This is a genomic window from Massilia sp. UYP32 (assembly GCF_050434365.1).
In the GTDB taxonomy this organism is placed as follows: domain Bacteria; phylum Pseudomonadota; class Gammaproteobacteria; order Burkholderiales; family Burkholderiaceae_D; genus Telluria; species Telluria timonae.
The window spans coordinates 67,463-86,614 of record NZ_JBNDIK010000025.1 but is presented as its reverse complement, the minus strand read 5'-3'; the positions used below and the strand labels follow the sequence as shown (position 1 = coordinate 86,614).

Annotated in this window: 13 protein-coding genes; 4 read left to right on the top strand and 9 right to left on the bottom strand. The window is 68.9% G+C overall.

Features of this window, described 5'->3' with window-relative positions:
• Positions 1–122: 122 nt before the first annotated feature.
• The 3 genes from ABIB42_RS19525 to clpB all read right to left on the bottom strand — a co-directional run bounded on the left by ABIB42_RS19525 (position 123) and on the right by clpB (position 5,751).
• The gene (locus ABIB42_RS19525) at positions 123–1,373 is read right to left on the bottom strand and encodes a 23S rRNA (adenine(2030)-N(6))-methyltransferase RlmJ (protein ID WP_429248858.1); all 1,251 of its coding nucleotides are present in this window, start codon (positions 1,371–1,373) and stop codon (positions 123–125) included.
• Positions 1,374–1,541: 168 nt separating this feature from the next.
• Complete coding sequence (gene aceA / locus ABIB42_RS19520) at positions 1,542–2,840, bottom strand: isocitrate lyase (protein ID WP_071362170.1); 1,299 nt, start codon at positions 2,838–2,840, stop codon at positions 1,542–1,544.
• Between the two features lie 301 nt (positions 2,841–3,141).
• Positions 3,142–5,751, bottom strand: a complete 2,610-nt coding sequence (gene clpB, locus ABIB42_RS19515; protein ID WP_429248857.1) for an ATP-dependent chaperone ClpB — start codon at positions 5,749–5,751, stop codon at positions 3,142–3,144.
• 191 nt (positions 5,752–5,942) lie between these two features.
• Between clpB and ABIB42_RS19510 the strand changes: the two genes are divergently transcribed.
• Positions 5,943–6,230: a hypothetical protein gene (locus ABIB42_RS19510; protein WP_219864507.1), complete on the top strand. Its 288-nt coding sequence runs from the start codon at positions 5,943–5,945 to the stop codon at positions 6,228–6,230.
• Between the two features lie 119 nt (positions 6,231–6,349).
• On the top strand, positions 6,350–8,065 hold the full coding sequence (locus ABIB42_RS19505; protein ID WP_429248856.1) for a sensor domain-containing diguanylate cyclase: 1,716 nt from the start codon (positions 6,350–6,352) through the stop codon (positions 8,063–8,065).
• A 196-nt stretch (positions 8,066–8,261) separates the two neighbouring features.
• On the opposite strand, the gene ABIB42_RS19500 is transcribed toward ABIB42_RS19505, so the two are convergent.
• The 6 genes from ABIB42_RS19500 to ABIB42_RS19475 form a co-directional block, all read right to left on the bottom strand.
• A complete protein-coding gene (locus tag ABIB42_RS19500) occupies positions 8,262–8,426 on the bottom strand; it encodes a hypothetical protein (RefSeq protein ID WP_177185530.1) in 165 nt (54 codons plus the stop codon).
• The gene (gene crcB / locus ABIB42_RS19495; protein WP_429248855.1) at positions 8,423–8,809 is read right to left on the bottom strand and encodes a fluoride efflux transporter CrcB; all 387 of its coding nucleotides are present in this window, start codon (positions 8,807–8,809) and stop codon (positions 8,423–8,425) included. Before crcB ends, ABIB42_RS19500 begins: the two co-directional genes overlap by 4 nt.
• Positions 8,794–9,252 carry a molybdopterin synthase catalytic subunit MoaE gene (gene moaE, locus ABIB42_RS19490; RefSeq protein WP_071362166.1) on the bottom strand — a complete coding sequence of 153 codons (459 nt, stop codon included), beginning with the start codon at positions 9,250–9,252 and terminating at the stop codon, positions 8,794–8,796. Before moaE ends, crcB begins: the two co-directional genes overlap by 16 nt.
• The gene (locus ABIB42_RS19485; RefSeq protein WP_429248854.1) at positions 9,249–11,903 is read right to left on the bottom strand and encodes a DUF349 domain-containing protein; all 2,655 of its coding nucleotides are present in this window, start codon (positions 11,901–11,903) and stop codon (positions 9,249–9,251) included. Before ABIB42_RS19485 ends, moaE begins: the two co-directional genes overlap by 4 nt.
• A gap of 79 nt (positions 11,904–11,982) precedes the next feature.
• Positions 11,983–12,579 (bottom strand): hypothetical protein, encoded by a 597-nt coding sequence (locus ABIB42_RS19480; RefSeq protein ID WP_005666783.1) that lies wholly within the window; start codon positions 12,577–12,579, stop codon positions 11,983–11,985.
• Positions 12,580–12,800: 221 nt separating this feature from the next.
• Positions 12,801–14,012, bottom strand: coding sequence for a winged helix-turn-helix domain-containing protein (locus ABIB42_RS19475; protein WP_219864514.1), 1,212 nt, complete (start codon positions 14,010–14,012; stop codon positions 12,801–12,803).
• A 120-nt stretch (positions 14,013–14,132) separates the two neighbouring features.
• Between ABIB42_RS19475 and ABIB42_RS19470 the strand changes: the two genes are divergently transcribed.
• Positions 14,133–15,404, top strand: coding sequence for an exonuclease SbcCD subunit D C-terminal domain-containing protein (locus ABIB42_RS19470; protein WP_312488013.1), 1,272 nt, complete (start codon positions 14,133–14,135; stop codon positions 15,402–15,404).
• Positions 15,401–19,150, top strand: coding sequence for an AAA family ATPase (locus ABIB42_RS19465; RefSeq protein WP_429248853.1), 3,750 nt, complete (start codon positions 15,401–15,403; stop codon positions 19,148–19,150). Before ABIB42_RS19470 ends, ABIB42_RS19465 begins: the two co-directional genes overlap by 4 nt.
• Positions 19,151–19,152 lie beyond the last annotated feature (2 nt).

The window sequence follows — 19,152 nt, the reverse complement described above, 5'->3', positions numbered from 1 at the left end:
TCCTGGAAACAGTCACGGCAGCGCGCCGCGCCTGGTGGGCGGCACGCGCCATCCACCTGTGCCGACTATACTACAAAAATGCTAATCTTAGCATTTCGACATCGAATCGAACGGGGCGCGGATCAGCCGCGGCCGCCGCCACCCTGGCGGGTTCGCCCGTTGCGTGGGGCGCCCGGCGCCGCCGGTCGCGCCGCGCTGGTGCGCGCGCTGCGCGGCGCGCCGTCGCGCGGGCCGGTGGCTGCGTCAGGGCGGGTGCGGGCCGCGTTGCCGCGTGGCGCGCCATCGCGCGGTGCGCCGTCGCGCGGGGCGGCGCTGCGTGGGCCACCGGCGCGCGCCGGCTTGGCCGGGGCGGCCGGCGCTTCGTCGGCGCGCGGCATGCTCTGGCCCGGCAGGCGCAGGCTGCCCTTGCCCGACAGCGGGCTGGCGCGGCGCGCATTGCCCACCGGCGCGCGCGGCGCGTCGCCCACCAGGCGGCCGGCGGCGGCGCCCGTCACCTGCGTGCCCTTTTCGATCGTGAAGCGGGCGCCGGCATCCTTGCCCAGCACGCGCACCAGGTAGGGCATGACCTCGCGCAGGATCGCCTCCAGCGTGTACGGCGGATTCAGGATGAACATGCCGCTGCTGTGCAGGCCGGTGCCGTCCGGGGTCGGGGTATTGGTGGTGAGCGTGACGTTGAGCCATTCCTTGGCCGGCAGGCGCTTGAGGCGGTCGGCGAACTGGCGCGACTCCATGCGCTGCAGCACCGGATACCAGATTGCGTACATGCCGCTCGGGAACTTGCCCAGCGCCTCGTCGAGCGCGTCGCGCACACGCTTGTAGTCGTCCTTGATCTCGTAGGGCGGATCGATCAGCACCAGCGCGCGGCGCGACGGCGGCGGCAGCAGCGCCTTCATGCTGTGGAAGCCGTCGCCATGCTCGATGATCACACGGCGGCCGCGCGAGCGCTCGCCCTGCTCGGCCTTGTGCGCGTCGAGCTTGCGGAAGTTTTCGGCCAGGATCTTGCAATCCGCTGGGTGCAGCTCGAACAGGCGCAGGCGATCCTGCTCGCGCGACATCTGCTCGGCCACCCAGGGCGAGCCCGGGTAGTAGCGCATCTTGCCGCTCGGATTCATGCCCTTGATGAGGTCGAGGTATTCCTTCAGCGGGGCCGGGACGTCGCTGCAGTTCCACAGCGGGCCGATGCCGGTATCGAACTCGGCGGTCTTGGTCGACTGAAAACTGTCGAGCGCATACACGCCGGCCCCCGAGTGGGTGTCGATATAGGTGTAGGCGGCATCCTTCTGGTTCATGTACAGGTGCAGCTGCACCTGTACAAAATGCTTGAGGACATCGGCGTGGTTACCCGCATGGAAGGCGTGGCGGTAGCTCAACATAAGCTGGAATTCCTAAAAGAGGTTTGCCGCGAGAAAGTTGGCGGCAGAATTAGGCGCCATTATCCACTACAACCGCCCGGGGCTGGAAATGCCTTGCGCCACGCAAAAAGCCGCAGCCCTTGTGAGGCTGCGGCCGGCAAGAAAAGCGGCGCGGAAGGTGTTACCGGTTCAGGCGACTTTCTTCGCTTCGAAGAACTGTTCATCCTCCGTCGAGCCATGCAATGCGGTGGTCGAGCTCTGGCCCTGCTGGATGGCCTGGGTCACGGCGTCGAAGTAGCCGGTGCCGACTTCGCGCTGGTGCTTGACGGCGGTGAAGCCCTTCTCGGCCGCGGCGAATTCGGCCTCTTGCAGCTCGACGAAGGCCGACATGCCGCTGCGGGCATAGCCGTGGGCCAGATTGAACATGCCGTAGTTGAGCGCATGGAAGCCGGCCAGCGTGATGAACTGGAATTTATAGCCCATGGCGCCCAGTTCTTTCTGGAACTTGGCGATGGTGGCGTCGTCCAAGTTCTTTTTCCAGTTGAACGAAGGCGAGCAGTTATAGGCCAGCATCTTGCCCGGGAATTTCGCGTGGATGGCGTCGGCGAAGCGGCGCGCGAACTCCAGGTCGGGCTTGCCGGTCTCGCACCACACCAGGTCGGCATACGGCGCATAGGCCAGGCCGCGCGAGATCGCCTGCTCGATGCCGGGCTTGACGCGGAAGAAGCCCTCCACCGTGCGCTCGCCGGTGCAGAACTCCTTGTCGTTGGCGTCGACGTCGGAGGTCAGCAGGTCGGCCGCCTCGGCGTCGGTGCGGGCGATGACCAGGGTCGAGGTGCCCATCACGTCGGCGGCCAGGCGCGCGGCGTTGAGCTTCTCGACCGCCTCGCGGGTGGGCACCAGCACCTTGCCGCCCATGTGGCCGCATTTCTTGACCGAGGCCAGCTGGTCTTCGAAGTGCACGCCGGCGGCGCCCGCCTCGATCATCGACTTCATGAGCTCGTAGGCATTGAGCACGCCGCCGAAACCGGCCTCGGCATCGGCCACGATCGGCGCGAAGTAATCGATGTCGTCCTTGCCCTCGGACCATTGAATCTGGTCGGCACGCTGGAAGGTGTTGTTGATGCGGCGCACGACCAGCGGCACCGAATTGGCCGGATACAGCGACTGGTCGGGATACATCTCGCCGGCGGCATTGGCGTCGCCCGCCACCTGCCAGCCGGACAGGTAGATCGCCTTCAGGCCGGCCTTCACCTGCTGCATGGCCTGGTTGCCGGTCAGGGCGCCGAGGGCGTTGACGTAGGGCTCGTCGTGCACCAGCTTCCACAGCTTGTCGGCGCCGCGTTTGGCCAGGGTGTGCTCGATCGGGAGCGAGCCGCGCAGGCGGACGACGTCGGCCGCGGTGTAGTTGCGGACCACGCCTTTCCAGCGCGGGTTGCTGTCCCATTCCTGCTGCAGTTCGGCGATTTGCTGTTCACGGCTAGTCATGATGCTCTCCTGAAGTCAAAGACATGATTGAAGGTAGTGCGAATCCGTTGACATCATCTTAGCCCGGTTTGTGCGCAGCACAATCACTCTTATATAAGACAGAAAAGTAAAATTTATTCCTTTATATTCATATAGTTGCGCTCACCAATCCATAATATGAAATAAGATTTCTTACCATGAGAGCACAGCCGCATGCGGATTTGCTGCGCATCCCGCATCGCGGGACCATGATTTCGCATCATGAAAAACGACGAAGGGCGCGGCAAATGCCGCGCCCTTCGCTACCGGAACAACCGTTCGGTTACTTGGCCAGGTCGACCGTCTCGTCGCCGAACGCGAGTTCACCGTGGCGCACCCGCACCGGGATCGTGTCCTTCGGCCCGAAGCGCCCTGCCAGGATGGCCTTGGACAGCGGATTCTCGATCTGCTGCTGGATCGCGCGCTTGAGCGGACGCGCGCCATACACCGGATCGTAGCCGGCCTCCGCGATTCTCTGCAGCGACTCGTCGTCGATATCGAGCGTCATCTCCATCTTGGCCAGGCGCGCTTCCAGGTTGTGCAGCTGGATGCGGGCGATGGCGCCGATGTTCTTCTCGTCGAGCGCGTGGAACACCACGATCTCGTCGATCCGGTTGATGAACTCGGGACGGAAGTGGCCTCGCACCTCGGCCATCACGGCCAGCTTGACCACGGCCGGCTCGTCGGTGTCCATCGACTGGATCCGGTGCGAACCGAGGTTCGAGGTCATCACGATCACCGTGTTCTTGAAGTCCACGGTGCGGCCCTGGCCGTCGGTCATGCGGCCGTCGTCCAGCGCCTGCAGCAGCACGTTGAACACGTCCGGGTGCGCCTTCTCGATCTCGTCGAGCAGGATCACGCTGTAGGGCTTGCGGCGCACCGCCTCGGTGAGGTAACCGCCCTCCTCGTAGCCGACGTAGCCCGGCGGCGCGCCGATCAGGCGGGCGACCGAATGCTTCTCCATGAATTCGCTCATGTCGATGCGGATCAGCGCATCCTCGGTGTCGAACAGGAAGGCGGCCAGCGCTTTACACAGCTCGGTCTTGCCGACCCCGGTCGGGCCCAGGAACATGAACGAGCCGTAAGGACGGTTCGGATCCGACAGGCCGGCGCGCGAGCGGCGGATGGCGTCGGACACCGCCTCGATCGCCTCGTCCTGGCCCACCACGCGCTTGTGCAGCTCGTCCTCGATGTGCAGCAGCTTGTCGCGTTCGCCCTGCATCATGCGCGCCACCGGGATGCCGGTCGCGCGCGAGACCACCTCGGCGATCTCCTCGGCGCCCACCTGCGTGCGCAGCAGCTTCGGCCTGACGTTGTCGGCTTCGGCGCGGGCCGTGGCGTCCTCGGCCTGGCGCAGTTGCGCCTCCAGCTCCGGCAGGCGGCCATACTGCAGTTCCGAGGCCAGCTGCCAGTTGCTCTGGCGCCGCGCTTCCTCCATCTGGTAGCGGATGCGCTCGATCTCTTCCCTGATATGGGTCGTGCCCTGCACCGCGGCCTTCTCGGCCTTCAGCACTTCTTCGTAGTCGTTGTACTCGCGTTCCAGGCGCGCGATCTCCTCGCCCAGCAGTTCCAGGCGGCGCTGCGACGCCTCGTCGGTTTCCTTGCGCACCGCCTCGCGCTCGATCTTCAGCTGGATCATGCGCCGCTCGAGGCGGTCCATGACTTCGGGCTTGGAGTCGATCTCGATCTTGATCTTGGCCGCCGCCTCGTCGATCAGGTCGATCGCCTTGTCGGGCAGGAAGCGGTCGGTGATATACCGGTGCGACAGCTCGGCCGCGGCGATGATCGCCGGGTCGGTGATGTCCACCTGGTGGTGCAGCTCGTATTTCTCCTGCAGGCCGCGCAGGATGGCGATGGTGGCCTCCACGCTCGGCTCGTCGACGATGATCTTCTGGAAGCGGCGCTCGAGGGCGGCGTCCTTCTCGACGTACTTGCGGTACTCGTCGAGCGTGGTCGCGCCGACGCAGTGCAGCTCGCCGCGCGCCAGCGCGGGTTTCAGCATATTGCCGGCGTCCATCGCGCCTTCGGCCTTGCCGGCGCCAACCATGGTGTGGATCTCGTCGATGAAGACGATGGTCTGGCCTTCGTCCTGCGCGAGTTCCTTCAATACGCTCTTCAGCCGTTCCTCGAATTCGCCGCGGAACTTGGCGCCGGCCAGCAGCGCCGCCATGTCGAGCGACAGCACGCGCTTGCCCTTGAGCGAATCGGGCACTTCGCCGTTGACGATGCGCTGGGCCAGGCCCTCGACGATGGCGGTCTTGCCGACGCCGGGTTCGCCGATCAGCACCGGATTGTTCTTGCTGCGGCGCTGCAGCACCTGGATCGCGCGGCGGATCTCGTCGTCGCGGCCGATCACCGGATCGAGCTTGCCGGCGCGGGCGCGCTCGGTCAGGTCGAGCGTGTATTTTTTGAGGGCTTCGCGCTGGCCTTCGGCCTCGGGCGAATTCACCGCTTCGCCGCCGCGCACGGCCGAGATGGCCGACTCCAGCGACTTGCGCGCCAGTCCATTCTCGCGCGCCAGACGGCCGGCGTCGGATTTGTCTTCGGTCAGCGCCAGCAGCACCATCTCGGACGACAGGAACTGGTCGCCGCGTTTTTGCGCCTCGCGATCGGACAGGTTCAGGAGCGCCATCAGGTCGCGCCCGACCTGGACGTTGCCGCCGGCGCCGGTCACCTTGGGCTGGCGCTCGAGCGCCGCCTTCAAGGCATTGGTCAGCCCGCCGACATTGACGCCGGCGCGCTGCAGCAGCGAGCGCGCGCTGCCGTCGTCCTGGTTCAGCAGGGCGAGCAGGAGATGGACTGTTTCGATGTATTGGTTATCGTTGCCGACCGCCAGGCTCTGGGCATCCGCCAGGGCTTCCTGGAGCTTGGTCGTCAATTTATCTTGCCGCATGGTGTTGCTCCCTAGAGGTTTGTTATTAGCTGGAGAGCAAGATAGGGGTGAGTGGCGACATTTCAAGATGTTGGCGGGCTGTGCTCTCCTGCCATCCCGTACAATGCGCACACGACGCTTTTCGTCCCTGCAAATGAATTTATTCAGCATTCTCATCACCGACCAGGCCCACGCCGGCCAGGCGTGCGAGCGTGCCGGCCTACCCGGCACTGGCGCGCAGCGAAGATACGGCCGTGATGCACGCCATGCTGGCGCGCGGGCGGGTGCTGCTGCTCGATGCGCCGTGGGCGTCCACCTATGCAGACCGGGGTGAATACCTGGGCTGCGGAGCACTTCGCGGCGATCTGGACGGCAGCCAGTTTCGAGCAGGCGGAAACGGGGTACGACGCAGCATTGGCCGCCTTGGGAACGTATGGGCCGCGTGCGGCATATGCGACGGCGCTGACGCCGGCCACCTGACATATCGCCTCGCGGCGTAACCCGCGCCTATGGCGCCGGCGCCGGTTATCAGAACTGAAGCGGAAGTCGCCGGCTTTTCCATGCATCGCTCATACCCGACCAGCGCTATGATTCATCAAATACATTATTTCTCAGAAGCATGTTTTCGCGACTCGACTCCAGCCTGAAGATTTTCGGCGCCCTGATCATCGTCATCCTTGCCTGTCTTGCCACGCTGCCGATCCTCAGCAGTTCCCAGGCCAACGCCACCCTTGAAGCGCTGAAGGAAGGGGCGGCCAAGGAACGTGCCTACAATCTGATGCTCGACCTGCTGCAGGATGCCGAAACCGGACAGCGCGGCTTCCTGATCGGCAGCGACGAGAGTTTCCTGGCCCCGTACAATGCCGGCGTGGCGGGCATTCCCGCCACACTCGAGCATCTGCAGCGGCACGCCAGTTCGGAAGCGGAGCGCACGCAGGTGGCGCGTATCGCCGAACTGAGCCAGGCGAAGCTGCTTGAAATGGACCGCACCATCCGCCTCAAGAAAGCCGGGAATGCGAAGGCGGCCATGGACATGGTGGCCAGCCAGAACGGCAAGATCATCATGGACGAGTTGCGCACCCTGCTCGGCCGCCAGCAAAAAGCGCTGGCCGACCATCGCAACGGCTTACGCGACGAGCTGACCGCGACCCTGCGCTACAACTCGGCACTGGGCATCGGCGCCAGCCTGGCCAGCCTGGTCCTGATTGGGGCGACCATCTACATCGTGACCCGGAGCCTGAACGAACAGGCGGAATCGGCGCGCCAGTCAAAGTCGCTCGCGGAGAGCAACGCACAGCTGGCGCAACAGTCGGCCATGCGCGCCGAACGTTTGTCGATCACGGCCAATATGCTGCAGGCGCTCGACAGCGTGAAGACACTGTCCGAGCTGGAGCAGGTGTTACCGGTATTCCTGCGTAAATTGTTGCCGGACACATCTGGCGCGGTCTATCTCTATCGTAATTCGCGTGACGTGCTCGAGCTGAAGGCAAGCTGGGGTCAGGTAGAGGAGACGCCGCCCACGGTAGCGCCAGGCGAATGCTGGAGCCTGCGCTTGGGCAAAGTCCATCTCGCCACGCGAAAACACGACCTGTGCTGCGACCACGGCGCCGTCTGGCTCAGTGCCCACGAGACCCAGGCCTGCGTGCCGATGATTTCCCAGGGCGATGTGATCGGGATGCTGGTGATCGCCGGCGACTGGCACGACGGAAATCCGGTCGACAACGCGCACATTGTCACGCTGGCCGAACAGCTCAGCCTGGCAGTCAGCAACGTCTTGCTGCGCAATACGCTGCGCTACCAGTCGACCGTCGATCCGCTGACTGGCCTGTACAACCGGCGATTCTTCGACGAGTCGCTCAAGCGCGAACTGGCGCGCACCCAGCGCAGCCGCAGCGTTTGCTCGGTCGTGATGATCGACCTCGACCATTTCAAGCGCATCAACGACACCTATGGCCACGATGGCGGCGATCTGGTGCTGCAGTCGGCCAGCCGCGTGCTGTTACAGCGGGTGCGCGCCAGCGACGTGGCGTGCCGTTACGGCGGCGAGGAACTGGTGCTGATGCTGCCCGATTGCGACGCCGAAGAAGCCGCGAAGTGTGCCGAAGCGATACGCCTGACCCTGACCGGGATGGTCATCCAGCATCAGGGCGCGACGATCTCGGGCATCTCGGCTTCGTTCGGCGTGGCCGAGTGGCGTGGCGATGGCGGGCAGGAGGCCGATCCACTACAGGCGGCCGACCGCGCCCTGTACGCGGCGAAGAAGGCCGGGCGTAACCGGGTAGTGGTCGCCGCCACCCCCCTCTCGCTGAACGGCGAGGCAGCCGCGCCAAGCTGAATCGGGGCCGACCAGCGCTAACTGCTCGACTCGGCCTTGTCCACCGCGTCGTACACCACGCCGCGCACGACCACAGATGCACGAGATGCAGCAGCTGCAGCTTGTCGATCCCCAGCCCGCTCGGCCGCACGAAACCGCCGAAGCGCTCGGCGTAGTTGCCGCGGCCAAGGCCGACGCTCTCGATCTCGTCCACGCATCATTCGCGGCCGGTGTTGCCGTCGGCGTACACCGAATACGAGAACGCCCACTTCTTGCCCTCGATCGCGGACGGCACCCGGGCGCAATGATCGTCCTCGAACCAGTCGTCGTCGTCGATGGCCAGCTCGGGCAGGCATCGGCGCCGATGGGTAGGACGGTTCAACCACGCAGGGCGCGCCAGGTCGCGAAGCCGGCCGCGCACAGCAGCAGCGAACCGAACAGGTGCAAGGCCGTGTGCGCCAGCGCCCAGCCGACCTCCCCGCGCTGCAGCAGGGTCACCGACTCGCCCGAGAAGCTGGAAAAGGTGGTCAGGCCGCCAAGAAAGCCGGTGATGACGAACAGGCGCCACTCGGGCGCCAGGTCCGGCTGGCCGGCGAAGAAGCCGAGCGCCAGCCCGACCAGGTAGCCGCCAACGAGGTTGGCCGCCAGCGTCCCGACCTGCACGAAGCCGTGCAGGCCGCCCAGCCACAGGCTTAAGGCCCAGCGCAGCCAGGCGCCGAGCGCAGCGCCCAGGCCGACCGCGGCGAAGCTCAGGGCGCTTCCCACCTGGCCTTCGCGCTGTCGTCGGTGACGCGGGCGTCGACCCAGCGCGCGCCGTCCGGCGTCTGCTCTTTCTTCCAGAACGGCGCCTCGGTCTTGAGGTAGTCCATGATGAACTCGCAGGCCGCGAAGGCATCGCCCCGATGGGCGGCGCTGCAGGCGACCAGCACGATCTGGTCCAGCGGGGCCAATGGGCCGACGCGGTGGATGACCAGGGTGCCGTACAGGGGCCAGCGCTCGCAGGCGCGCGCCGCGATCGCTTCCAGCGACTTTTCTGTCATGCCCGGATAGTGTTCCAGCTCCATCTCGGAGACCTTCGCGCCATCGTTCAGGTCACGCACGGTGCCGACGAACGACACCACGGCGCCGATGCGCGCATCGTTCGCGCGCAGGCGCGCCACTTCGTGGCCGAGGTCGAAATCCCCGGCCTGCACCCGTACTTCATTCATGGATTGTCCTTCGGCTGGCGCAGCAGCAGGTGTTCGATGCGGGTCTCGAGGCGCACGTCGAGCAGGGCCGGCAGCGCCAGCAGCGCGCGCAGCCCGGCCGCCTGCGCGCCGGGCTTCTGGCCCGACTTGAGGGAGCTTTGCAGCACCTCGACCTGCAGGCGCAGGCGCTCGCGCGCGTATTCGGGGCCGCTGTCGATGCCGGCCGCGATTTCCAGGCGCAGCAAGTCGTTCAGCAGCCGCCCGCGGTTGTCTTCCATCGTGCGCACGTAAGCGGCGCGCTCGACCTCGGTCGCGTCCAGGGCCGCCAGCGCGGCGTCGAAGCGCGCACGCAGGATCGGCTCGTAGCCGCCCTCGAGCGCCAGCATGGCGTCCCAGCGCCCGCGCCAGTCCGAATCGTGGGTATGGGCCGCGGGATTGGCCAGCGCGTTCTCGAGCGCCTGCACCAGGCGCAGCTTGTCGCGCACGGCGCCGGCCAGGACCGTATCCTGGGCGCGGCGCGCGGCGTCGGCATGCTGCTGCACCCTGGCGACGGCGGCGTGATAGCGCTTGTCGATGCGCGCCTCGTGGGCGCGCGGCACCGGGCCGATCGCATTCCACTCGGCCGCCGCCTCGCGCAGCAGCTTGCCGACGTTGGCAGGCGTGGCGTCCGGCGCGGCGGCCTCCAGGCGTTCGCACAGTGCTTCCTTGGCCGCCTCGTGGGCGCGGCGCTCGCTGTCGGCCGCATGCGCCTGCTCCTTGCGCGCGGCGAACAGCGCGTCGCAGGCGCCGCGGAAGCGCTGCCACAGCGCCTGCTCGGCCTTGCGCTCGAGCGGCAACGCGCGCGCGTGCTCTTGCCAGCGCGCCTGCAGCTCGCGCAGCATGTCCACCGCATGGCGCTCGTGCGGGTCGAGCTTGCGCACTTCTTCGATCAGCTGCTCGCGCACCGCGATCTCGACCTTGCGCTGGTCTTCGAGCGGACGCTGCAAGGTGGTCAGCGCGTCGGCGAACAGCGCGTCCAGGCGCTTCTTTTCCTTGCGGTCGACCGCGCCCAGGTGGCTCCAGGCGGTGCGCAGGCGCTGCACGGTGCCGGACACGTGTTTCCAGTCGGCCTCGCCCGACTGCAGGCGCCCGATCTCGGCCTGGGCTTCCTCGACCAGGGCCTGGCCGCGCGCCGCGTTGGCGTGGCGTTCGTCGGCCAGCTGCCTGAAGTGGGCCGCGGCCGGCGCATAGGCGGCGCTGCAGGCGGCGTCGAAGCGCTCCCACAGGCTGCGCGGCGCGGGGCCGGACAGGCTGTCCAGGGCTTTCCAGCGATCGCGCATGCTGCCCACCTTCTTGGCCAGCTCGGCCATCGCCAGGCCCTGGGTCGGCAGCGCTTCGACGGTCTTGATCAGTTCTTCGCGCGAGACGTTGCCGCCCCAGCGCGCCCAGTCCGACAGCCGCTTGAGCTCGGCGCGCAGATGGGCCAGGTGGTCGGCCTGCGGCGCGGAAAGGCGCATGCCCTTGTCCTTGGCTTCCTTCAGCGCCTTGTCGAGCTCGGCGGCAGTGCCGAGGGAGCCCTGCTGCAAGGCGGCTTCGAGCGCATCCAGCTTGTCGAGGAAGGCCTGGTCGGCGCCGCGCGCGGCCGGCCTGGCGCCCTCTTTGCCGCCCTCTTTCGCTCCGTCCTTCGCGGCCGGCGCCGGCTTGGGCGGACGTGCTTCCTGCGGCAGGCTTGCGAGCAGCGCGTCGAAACGCGCCTGCAGGGCGGCGCCGGCGGCGTTCGCCGGCAGGGCCGGCAGGCGCTGCCATTCCCTGCGCAAGGTCTCGTGCTTGAGTTCGGCCGAGGCCTGGTCTTGCCATGCGCCCAGCGCCGCCTCGCGCGCGGCCAGCGCGGCCTGGTCTTGCGCGATCGTCGCCAGGCTGGCGGTCAGGCGCGCGTGTTCGGTCGCGAATTCGGCCACCAGGGCGCGCGGCAGCGAGGCGTGGCCGGGATCGACCAGGGCCGCCTCTTGCTCCTGCTGCAGCCCGGCCAGGCGCGCGGCCAGCGCGGCCGCGTCCAGCCCGCCCGCCTCGAGGCCGCGCAAGACGGCCAGGCGGTCGATCATGGCGCGCTGCAGCGCCACCTGCGCTGCGAGGCGACGGCCGAGTTCGGCGCGCACCGTGTCGAAGTCGGCGGCCAGCTCGGGCGCGCGGATGACCGACCATTTGCGGTCCAGCTCGGCCACGTGGTTCGGGGTCAGGAGCGCATCGTTCAGCAGCGACCTGGCCTGGGCCAGCGTCTCTTCGCCACGGCGCAGCTCGGATTCGTGGTGGCGGATCGCGTCCAGCCTGCCCTGCACCAGCTTGGCCACGCGGCGATCGACGTTGCGCATCGCCGCATGCACGCGCTCGAGGTGCTCGCGTCCATGGACCAGCTCGGCCGCGGCGAGACGCAGTTCGGAGAATTCGGATTGGAGGATGAAATCGACGGCGGCCGCTTCGTCGGCGCCCAATTGCTTGAGCCGTTCGGCCTGGCGCGCGCGGGCATCGGCGAGCGCAGCGCGGGCATCAGGGGCAGCCGCTGGGGGGGACCCCGCACTGCCCGACTTGCCGGCGCCGGCCGCCGCGGAAGCCTTCGCCGCGGCAGGCCTGGCCTCCGGCTTGTCGCCGGACGTGGCCGATTTCCCGCCCTGCCGCTTGAATAGGAATTCGAACATGATGAAATCGCACTTCCAAAACTCCCATCATAGCAAAGAACCCCGGTATCGTTCGGCATGTCCGGCCCGGCTACGCTCCTCAGTTTACCAGCGGCAAGGCGTGCTTTTGCCTCGGAGAAAGCTCAGATGGCGGCAAGGCCCGCATCACGCCGATGTCGGCGCCGCGCCCGTCGCCACGGCTTTCACCCCGGCTTTCGCTCTGGTGCGCATCGTGCGCCAGCATCTGGTTGGCGATGGCGAACCAGACCTCGCCCGGGATCGTGGTGCGCGCCATCGGCAGCAGTTCGCGCTCTTCGCGCTCGAGCCGTTCGAGCAGCAGCTGGCAGCAGCGTTCGAGCGCCGCCAGGCAGCCGGGATCGCCGAGGACAGCGGCGGCCTGCGCCGCCTGGCGCGCGTCGAGCGCCTGCCGGCTCAACCCATCCAGCTCGGCCACCAGGCGGGCGGCGTCCTCGCCGCAGCGGCGCAGCGCCGGCAGCACGAACTTGTCGAGCTTGCGCCAGTGACAGGCATCGCAGACCTGGCGCAGCGCATCGCACGCCTGTTGGTACTGGCGCATCGCGGGCGGTTCGCCCCACCAGGCGCAAGGTCGCCAGCGTTCGAGCAACGCCTGCACCTCGATCCGCGCGCGGGCCTGCTCGACGGACAAGGCGACCAGCGTATAGGTTGATGTCAGCATGGTGTCTCCTCTCAATTTGCTCCTCCGGCGCGCGTGGAAAGTCCACGCCTGGGGCGGTCGGGGATGCTTTATAGGGGTAGCCGGCTAGTGGTTTGCGTTCCTGGCTTGTCGTGCGCCGGCCGACAGGAACTTCGTAGTGTAGAGAGAAGAAGGTCAGTAGGTTTGACATTGCTCAAACCCGATTTCACAATGCGAGCGAGGTCAGTCGGGGTGAATTTCCTCTACAAAATATCTTCCAACATGTTACCGAAAGCGGCCGGGTCGCTGCCCGCCACCGCGATCCGTGGGCAGCCGTGCCAGCCGGCGCAGCGGGCCACGGCCCCGGCGACGTCGCGCGCCAGGCTGGCGCTCGGGCGCACGCCGGGCTCCAGCGCAACGCTGCGCAGTTCGAACACGCCCTGCTTGCGGTGCGCCTTGGCGTCGATGCGGCCGACCAGGGCGCCGCGGCGCAGGATCGGCAGGGTGAAGTAGCCGTAGCGGCGCTTGGGCGCCGGGGTGTAGCACTCGAGCCGGTAGTCGAAGCCGAACAGCTCGAGCGCGCGGCGGCGGTCCCACACCACCGGGTCGAACGGCGACAGCAAGGTGGTCAGGCTCGAGGCCAACGTGCCGTCCGCCGCCTGGCGCGCCAGCGCCAGGTGCTCGGGGTGGATGTAGACCGGATCGCGCCAGCCCTCGACCCGGGCCGCGACCAGCAAGCCTTCGTGGGCCAGCCGCGCCGGATCGACGTGCGGCCGGCGCGTGCGGTGGTAGTCCGGGATCCACGCGGCCCGCGCCAGGCCGAGCGCGTGCACGGTGCGCAGCGCGAATTCGCGCCGCACCGTGTCCAGCGCCGGCATCCGGTCGTCGTGCCAGGTCGGATGGACGCGCTCGGCCAGGTCGTACACGCGCTGGAAGTTGTGGCGGCGCGCGATCATCAGGGCGCCGGCCGTGAACAGGACCTCGAGCGAGCGCTTCTCGGGCTTCCACTCCCACCAGCCGCCCGACTTGCCGTCCTGGCGCGCGAAGTCGGCGGCCCGCACCGGCCCGCCGGCGCGGATATGCTCGACCAGCCGCGCCACCTCGTCGGCGCGCTCGCGCATCCAGCGCGCCGAATACTTCCAGCCCATCGCCTCCGGATCCAGCATGCGGTGCCGGTACAGGCCATAGTCCTCGATCGGCAGGAAGCAGGCTTCGTGGGCCCAGTATTCGAACAGGTGACCTTCGGCCAGCAGCTCGTCGAGCCAGGCCGGATCGTAGTCGCCCAGCCGGCTCCACAGCACCAGGTAGGGACTGCGCGCGACCACGCTGATGGTGTCGATCTGCAGCATGCGCATGCGCCGGATCGCGGCCAGCACGTCGTCCTTGCCGGCGCGGCGGCGGCGCGCCGTCGCCAGGCCCTGGGCCGCCAGGTGCAGTGCGCGCGCGGCGCCGATCGACAGGGTCAGTTCGCTCATCCAACCATTCTGAACGTTTGGGCAACATCGCGTCAACCGTCCCGGCATTCTCCAGCAGACGAGCGCTCGGCTGCGTTATAGTAGGCGCCGATTTGTCGATCCACCTTTCTCGAGTCTCTCATGCGGCTGCTGCACACCTCCGACTGGCACCTCGGCCAGACCCTGCACAATCACGACCGGACCTACGAACACCAGTGCTTCCTCGACTGGCTGGCCGACACGCTGGTGGAGGAGCGCATCGACGTGCTCCTGATCGCGGGCGACATCTTCGACACCGCCAACCCGTCCTCGAGCGCCCAGCGCCAGCTGTACCGCTTCCTGCAGCAGGCGCGCGCCCGCGTGCCGCACCTGCAGGTGGTGGTCATCGCCGGCAACCACGATTCGCCGGGCCGGCTGGAGGCGCCGACGCCGCTGCTCGAAGCCCATGGCACGATCGTGGTCGGCAACGTCCTGCGCCGCGGCGACGGCGAGATCGACCTGGAGCGCCTGCTGGTGCCGCTGCGCGACCGCGACGGCCAGACCGCGGCCTGGTGCCTGGCCGTGCCCTTCCTGCGCCCCGGCGACCTGCCGCGCCTGCGCGCCGCCGAAGGCGTCGACCCGGCCGAGGCCGCGCCAAACGATCCCTATCTGCACGGCGCCGCCCTGCTCTACCGCCAGGCGCATGCGCTGGCGCGCGAACGGGCCGCCGCAGGCCAGGCCATCGTCGCCATGGGCCACTGCCATATGGCGAAAAGCCAGCCGTCCGAAGACTCCGAGCGCCGCATCGTGATCGGCGGCAGCGAAGCCCTGCCGGTCAGCATGTTCGACGCCGGCATCGCCTATGCGGCGCTGGGCCACCTGCACCTGGCCCAGCGCGTCGGCGGCCTCGAACACGTGCGGTATTGCGGCAGCCCGCTGCCGCTGTCGTTCTCCGAGGTCGGCTACCAGCACCAGGTGCTGCGCATCGATCTCGATGGCGGCAGGGCTGCCGCAGTGGAACCTTTATATGTGCCGCGTCCGGTGCAGCTGCTGCGCGTGCCGGCCCTGCCTGCCCCGCTCGAAGAAGCGCTGGCGGCGCTGGAAGCACTCGAACTGGACGCGGAGTTGCCGCAGCAGTCCTGGCCCTATCTCGAAGTGCGGGTGCTGCTGGACGGCCCCGAGCCGGGACTGCGCGCCCGCATCGAGGCGGTCCTCGCGGGCAAACCCGTGAAGCTGGCGAAGATCGAGCCGACGCGCAAGCTGGTCGCAGCAAGCGACGAGGCCGAAGCGCTGAGCCTGGACCAGTTGGCGCAGCTGCAGCCGGACGATATCTTCCGCCGCCTGTGGCGGCAAAAATATGGCGATGAGGCGCCGCCGGAACAGATCGAATCGTTCGCCGAACTGTTCCACGCCGTCGAAGGAGAGCCGCGATGAAGATCCTTCGCATCAGCGGCAAGAACCTGGCTTCGCTGGCGGGCGAATTCGCGGTCGACTTCGAATCCGGACCGCTGGCCAACAGCGGCCTGTTCGCCATCAGCGGCCCCACCGGCGCCGGAAAAAGCACCCTGCTCGACGCCCTGTGCCTGGCGCTGTACGACGCCACCCCGCGCATGCTCAAGCGCGCCGGCAGCCAGTTGCCGGACGTGGGCGGCGACACCGTCTCGGCGCTCGATCCGCGCACCCTGCTGCGGCGCGGCGCGGCCGAGGCCTGGGCCGAAGTCGACTTCGTCGGCAGCGACGACGGACGCTACCGCGCGCGCTGGAGCGTGCGCCGCTCTTACAACAAGCCGGGCGGCGCGCTGCAGCCGGCCAAGATGAGCCTGCACCGCCTGCCGGAACTCGCGCCGATCGGCGGCACCAAGACCGAAGTGGCGGCGGAGATCGTGCAGCGCATTGGCCTGTCGTTCGAGCAGTTCACACGCGCCGTGCTGCTGGCCCAGAACGAGTTCTCGGCATTCTTGAAGACCGACGAGAACGAACGCGGCGAGCTGCTCGAGACCCTGACCGGCACCACGGTCTACAGCGAGATCTCGCGCCGCGCCTTCGAGCGCTACAAGCTCGAACAGCAGCGCACCCAGGCGCTGCAGGCCAAGCTGGCCAATGTGGCGCCGCTGGCGCCAGGCGAACGCGCCCAGCTCGACCTCGAGCGCGGCGCCGCCGACGCCGCGCGTGAGGCGCTCGACAGCCGCCACGCCCTGCTGGAACAGCAGCTGCGCTGGCACCAGGAGCTCGACAAGCTCGGGCGCGCCCAGGCCCAGGCCGAGGAAGCGCTGGCCGCCGCCAACAGCGAGCGCGCCGCGGCCGCCGAACGGCGCCAGCGCCTGGCCACGCTGGAAGCGGTGCAGCCGGCACGGCCGCTGGCGACCGAGGTCCAGCGCCTGGAAACCGAACGGCGCCAGGCACATTCTTCGGTCGCGAAGCTCGAAGCCGAGCTGGCGGCGGCGCTCGAAGCGCGCCGCGTGAGCAATGCCGACGTCGACGCCGCCATCGCGCGCCTCGACGCCTTCGAAGAGCAGCTGCGCGCCGCCGCCCCGCAACTGGACCAGGCCAAGGCCCTGGATGCGACGCTCGAGACGCTCGCTCCCGGCCATGCCCAGGCCAAGGCTGCGCTGGACGCGGCGCGCCAGCAGGCCCGCGAGGCGCGCGTCCGGCATGGGACGAAGTCCGAAGAACTCGCGCGCGCACGCGGCCTGGTCGAGGCCGCCGCCGCGTGGCTGGCGGCGCAGTCGCGGCACGAAGCCGTGGCCACCGCTTGGGCGCAATGGGAACGCCTGCTGCGCCAGGCCGGCCAGGCGCAAGCCGCCCTCTCTTCCGGCGCAGCGGCGCTGACGGCCACCCGCACGGCGGCCGACCAGGCGCTCGGACGCGACGCCCAGGCGGCCGGCGCGCTGGCGCAGGCCATCGAACGTCTCGACCTGCTGGAGGCGAACCGGCGCGCGGCGATGGCGGCGCTCGGGGAGTTCGACGCCGAGGCGATCGGCGCCGAGCGCCAGCAGCTGGAAGGACGCCGCGAACGGCTGGCGGCGGCCGAACGCGCCTGGCTCGACCTGTCGGCGGCGCGCGACACGCTGGCCGGACTCGCGCGCGAAGCGGACCGCGCCGCGACCGCCGCGGCAGGCGCCGAACGCGCCCTGCAGGAGGCGCGCGCCGCCGCGCCGGCACTGGAAGCGGCGATGGCGCAGGCCGAACGCTCGCTGAGCGCCGCCGAACTGGCGTGCGCCGCCAATGTGGAGCAACTGCGCGCGAACCTGGTGGACGACGACCCCTGCCCCGTGTGCGGCGCCCTCGACCACCCCTACGCCCACCAGGATGCGACGCTGAAGGCGATGCTGACGGGCCTGCGGGCCGAGGTCGACGGCTGCCGCCTGCGCGTGCGCGAGAACGGCGCGCTGCAGGCGGCCCATGGCGCCGCGCTCGCCGCCGCCCAGGAACGGCTTGCGGCGCTTGCCCAGGACCGCGCGGCGATCGATCTCCAGATCGCCGGCCTGCTTGATGCCTGGGATGCCGATCCGCTGGCGGCCGAGGCGCCGGGCGAACAGGAACGCGGCGACTGGTTCGGCGCTCAACGCGGCGCCTTGCGCGACGCCCTCGATGCGCTGGCGCGACGCGAACAGGCCCTGCGCGCCGCCGCCAGCGCACGCGACGCGGCCCAGCGCGACGTCGACGGCGCGCAGTCGGTGCTGGCGCGGCTGCGCGGCAATGCCGAGGCCGAGCGCGAAACGGCGACCCGCCTGCAGAGCGAACTGAAAACGCTGGACGCCGGCCAGCAGGCGACAGCCACGCAACTGGACGCCCTGCTGGCCGAACTCGACCCCGCCATGGCCGCCGCCCACGGCGACGGCTGGCAGACGGCCTGGCGCCACGATCCCGTCGCCTGGAGCCAGGCCCGCGCCGCCGAAGCCGCCGGGTGGCGCGAGCAGACCGAGGCCCAGGCGCGCGGCGCCGCCGCGAGCGCGACCCTCGAAGTCGAGGTGAATGCGCTCCAGGCGCGCATCGCCGAAATCGACGCGGCCGGCGCCCGGCTGGCCTTCGAGTTCGAACGCATCGACGGCGAATTGGGCGCGAAACGCGCGGCGCGCGCCGCCTTGTGGCAAGGGCGCGCGGCGGCCGAAGTCGAACGCGAACTGAGCGCCGCCGTGAGCGCGGCGCGCGCGCAGGCAGCGGCGCGCCAGCAAGCCGCCAATGAGGCCGCGCAGGCCGAGACCCGGGCCCGCACCGCGCAGGCCCAACTCATCGAGCGCATCGCGGAACTCGACGGGGCTGGCGCCACGGCCAGCGCGCAACTGGCCGAATGGCTGGAAGACTACCGGCGCCAGGCCGACGGCCTGGACGACATCGGGGACACCGACGAACTGGCGCGCCTGCTGCAGGTCGGCGCCGCCTGGCTGGCGCAGGAGCGCAGCGCGCTGAACGCCATCGAGAGCGCGGTCGCCAATGCCAGCGCGATCCTGAACGAGCGCCGCGCCCAGCGCGCGGCCCACCTCGAGTCCAGTCCTCCGGACGGTCAATTGTTCGAGGCGGTGCAGGCCACCTTCGACGCGCTGGCCGTCGAACGCCAGGCAGCGATCGAGGCGGCGACCGCGCTGCGCCTGCGCGTGATGCAGGACGACGAGCGGCGCCGCCAGGCCGAATCGAGCCTGGCCGAGATCGAGCGCCAGCAGGCGCTCGAGCAGCGCTGGGGCAAGCTGTCGGAGCTGATCGGCTCCAGCGACGGCAAGAAGTTCCGCAACTACGCCCAGCAATTCACGCTCGACGTGCTGCTCGGCTATGCCAACGAGCACCTGAAGCAGCTGGCCCGGCGCTACCGCCTGGAGCGCGTCAGCTACCAGGGCATGCCGTCGCTGGCGCTGATGGTGCGCGACCAGGACATGGGCGGTGAAGTGCGCTCGGTGAACTCGCTGTCGGGCGGCGAATCGTTCCTGGTGTCGCTGGCGCTGGCGCTGGGCCTGGCCTCGCTGTCCTCGAACCGGGTGCGGGTCGAATCGCTGTTCATCGACGAGGGCTTCGGCAGCCTCGACAGCGAAACACTGGGGGTGGCGATGGACGCCCTGGACGCGCTGCAGTCGATGGGCCGCAAGGTCGGCGTGATCTCGCACGTGCAGGAGATGACCGAGCGGATCGCGACCAAGGTGCTGGTGCGACCCGCCGGTGGAGGCAGCAGCGCGATCGTGGTGGAGTGACC